The sequence below is a fragment of the Vibrio sp. YT-15 genome (genome assembly GCF_033337445.1).
GTDB lineage: Bacteria > Pseudomonadota > Gammaproteobacteria > Enterobacterales > Vibrionaceae > Vibrio > Vibrio alginolyticus.
Window position 1 is genome coordinate 1 of sequence record NZ_JAWOQR010000038.1, and the last position, 3,656, is coordinate 3,656.

The window sequence follows — 3,656 nt, forward strand, 5'->3', positions numbered from 1 at the left end:
GACCAGTATCCCGATCCCGGCTGGCCGTCCTGGCCGCCACATGAGGCATGTTCCGCGTCCTTGCAATACTGTGTTTAGCAAAAATGCAAGCCGATGAACAACTCGCGATGGCAACAGCTAAAAAATTGGTAGAACAAAAACGCCAAATTGAAAAACAATGTTCTAAATAAATCCACCACTCGCACAAATCCCCCCTATTGTGCGAGCCTAAAAACACAGACACCTTATCACTGCTTTTCGAAACCATTAATCAATGCTTCTAAACCAAATAAAAAAGCCTCTGTGCCATCATCTTGATCCATAATTTGCAAAGCATCTTTTAATAGTCGAGGCATCGTATCATCTGCTATTTGTTGCCTATCATTAAGTGCTGCGATATGTTCTTGCTGCTCTAACACAGAACCTAACGTAAAATGACCAACCGCGCTTATTGCATATAACCCACATTTTAATGAAAAACCATTGTCCACCATAAACTGCAACTGCATTTCTACGGTGTCATATTGGTCTGAACTCGGGCGAGTCCCTAAATGCACTTTTGCGCCATCACGGTAACTTAATAATGCATCACGAAAGCTCAATGCATTATTACGTAAAAATTGTTGCCACGTTTCCCCAACTGCGGGTAATGAATGACGATGATTACGCTTTAGCATTTCAACAGATAATGCATCCAACAATGTGCGCTTGTTCTTCACATGCCAATATAGTGTAGGCTGCTCTACGCCCAGTTTTTGAGCTAGTTTTCGCGTTGTCAGCCCTTCCATTCCCACTTCATTTAGCAACTCTAATGCCACTGTGATGATGGTTTCTTTATCTAATCGCGCCATACTGCCCTCTCTTTTTTTCTATTGACACTCTATCACTGATAGGGATATATTCCAACTCTATCAATGATAGAGAAAAAACGATGAATAAATTTGCGATCACCGCTTTAACGATCACCGCCCTAGATGCTATGGGGATCGGCTTGATCATGCCTGTATTGCCTACATTGTTACGTGAATACGTGTCGGCTGAAAATTTAGCAAATCATTACGGTATCCTGCTGGCACTGTATGCCATCATGCAGGTTTTTTTTGCTCCTCTACTTGGCAAATGGTCTGATAAATTCGGGCGCCGACCAATATTACTACTATCTCTTGCAGGCGCTGCTGTGGATTACACTTTGCTTGCATTATCTAGCTCACTTTGGATGCTATACGTTGGGCGATTAATTTCTGGAGTTACTGGCGCAACAGGTGCGGTCGCCGCTTCTGTTATTGCTGACAATACTGCTTCACAAGAGCGTACTAAGTGGTTTGGACGCTTAGGGGCGGCTTTTGGTGTCGGGTTAATCTCTGGCCCTGCAATTGGCGGCTTTACAGGGCAATTCTCAGCTCATCTTCCTTTTATTATTGCTGCCATTTTAAATGCGCTCTCTTTTTTAGTTATTATGTTGATATTTAAAGATAATAAAATCAAAAATACTGAAAAAAACACCACAGAAACAGCAGAAAATTCGCGACCTTTCCTGCAAGTGATCAAGCCAGTCATACTATTGTTATTTATCTTTTTTATGACTCAAATGATAGGGCAAATTCCAGCAACGACATGGGTGTTATTTACGGAACATCGTTTTCAATGGGGCAGTATGGAGATCGGCCTATCTTTAGCGGGGTTAGGCATCATGCATGCCTTGTTCCAAGCATTTGTAGCGGGCGCAATCGCCAAGAAATTCAATGAAAAAGTGACGATTATTGTGGGCTTTGTTGTTGATGGAGCAGCATTCATTATTTTGTCATTATTGACAAAGGGTTGGATGATTTACCCTACATTAATCTTACTCGCCGGCGGCAGTATTGCGCTACCAGCCTTACAGGGGTTAATGTCAGCTCAAGTCAATCAAACTAACCAAGGTAAGCTACAAGGCGTTCTAGTCAGCTTAACCAATACGACGGGGGTGATCGGCCCATTATTATTTAGCTTTATTTTTGGTCAAACACTGGCAAGTTGGGATGGCTGGATATGGATGATTGGTGCGATAATGTATGTTTTATTGATTGTATTTATTTTATCTTTTTATAGAAGCACCAAAAAGATAGTTAAAATAGCGAAGCTACCAGCGAGCTAAGTTTTAGCATATCAATATTAAGTGCTATGATACCCCTATCAGATTTGCTTTTAGCACAAGATATTAAGAGACAAACCCTATGACATTACCCCCTAAAAAACCAAGAACAAAACCTGCGGAAGAAAGGCTAGATGACCTAATGAACGTATAGGAAGAATAAACGCCCTTTTCACCCAAGTCCAACAGCTTTGGACCGCAGTTGACTCTTTCGACACCCCTGCGATGCAACCCAATCCGGCTGACGGGGAGCCAGCAACGCTGAAAATTTACCCTCCTCTTTCCCACTAGCGGCTCCTTTTCCGACAACCAGCACGGCGGATCCCTGCCGCGGCGCTGTGAACGCAGCATTTTGATTGGTATCGTTGGCCTTCAGGCTCGTCAGTCAAACAGACCCAGGAGCAGCTCAGCCGGTGGCGCCCGGCTTTCGGGTAACGCCCTGGTCCCGCTGGTTTCGGCTTTGTGCTTCAGGTGATCAAGGATCTGCTTGATCACTATAGGGTCTTCAATGCAGGCGATGACTTTCATGGCGCCGCCGCAGCCGCTGCAGGTCTCGATGTCGATATTGAAAACACGCTTGAGCCGTTGCGCCCATGTCATCGACGCTCGCCGTTGTGCTGGTGTTGCCGGTTCATCAGCCACCCTGACCTTGTTGCCCCTGCCCCGTTTTGCCGGCGTGACCAACGCCCGGTGCCGACTGTTGGGTGCGAACACCCCGTGGAAGCGGGTTAGGTTGACTCTGGGCTTCGGTACCAGGGCGGCCAGCCTTGCAATGAAATCCAATGGTTCGAAAATGACGTGCGTGGTGCCGTCCCGGTACGGCGTCTTGAGCTGGTAGCGCACGTTGCCGCCTCGTGTTAACGACAGCCGCTTCTCGGATACCGCCGGGCGGCTGATGTACCGGCACAGCCGTTCGAGCTTCTTGCGTTCATCGGCCCTGGCCGCCACGCCGGCGTGCAGGCTGGACCCGGCTACCTTGCCAATCCCGTCACCGAACGGATCACCACTGGTCGGCAGAGTTTGCAAAGTGAACACCTTTCGCCCCGCCTGTGAACCGACAGCGATACGGTAAGTGATCGAGTGCCCCAGCAGGGGTGTCATCGGGTCGTCATCCACCGCATCCGAGGCCAGATAGCTGTTTTCGACATCCCGTTCCAGCAGGCCTTGCCGTTCCAGATAGCGACCCACCCGGTGGGCGATGGTGTGCGTCAGCTGGGTGAGCTCTGGGCTGGTCGGCGCCTTGACCCAGCGGAAACGCGCTGAGCCGTGGGATTGCTCGACATACACACCGTCGAGAAACAGCATGTGGAAGTGAACATTCAGATTGAGCGCCGATCCAAAACGCTGGATCAGGGTGACCGCGCCCGTCTTGGCCACTTGGTGGGTATGGCCCGCTTTCTTGACCAGGTGCGTGGCAATGACGCGGTAAACGATGCCCAGCACCCACCCCATGATCTCGGGCCGGCTGGCAAACAGGAAACGCAGCTGAAACGGGAAGCTCAACACCCACTGACGCATGGGTTGTTCAGGCAGTACTTCATCAACC

The 3,656-nt window shown here is 48.6% G+C and carries 3 protein-coding genes; 1 reads left to right on the forward strand and 2 read right to left on the reverse strand.

The features are described 5' to 3' along the window. Window positions 1-227 precede the first annotated feature (227 nt). On the reverse strand, window positions 228-830 hold the full coding sequence (tetR, locus tag R7D93_RS25010; protein ID WP_000113092.1) for a tetracycline resistance transcriptional repressor TetR: 603 nt from the start codon (window positions 828-830) through the stop codon (window positions 228-230). A gap of 80 nt (window positions 831-910) precedes the next feature. Between tetR and tet(59) the strand changes: the two genes are divergently transcribed. Beyond that, window positions 911-2,113 carry a tetracycline efflux MFS transporter Tet(59) gene (gene tet(59), locus R7D93_RS25015; protein WP_001031679.1) on the forward strand — a complete coding sequence of 401 codons (1,203 nt, stop codon included), beginning with the start codon at window positions 911-913 and terminating at the stop codon, window positions 2,111-2,113. Window positions 2,114-2,491: 378 nt separating this feature from the next. Here the strand turns inward: tet(59) and R7D93_RS25020 are convergent. Then, on the reverse strand, window positions 2,492-3,656 hold a 1,165-nt coding region (locus R7D93_RS25020; RefSeq protein WP_000320694.1), incomplete at its 5' end, for an IS91-like element ISVsa3 family transposase.

Excerpts from the sequence above, each read along its gene's own strand:
- tetR (WP_000113092.1), bottom strand. The coding sequence starts at position 830 with ATGGCGCGATTAGATAAAGAAACCATCATCACAGTGGCATTAGAGTTG.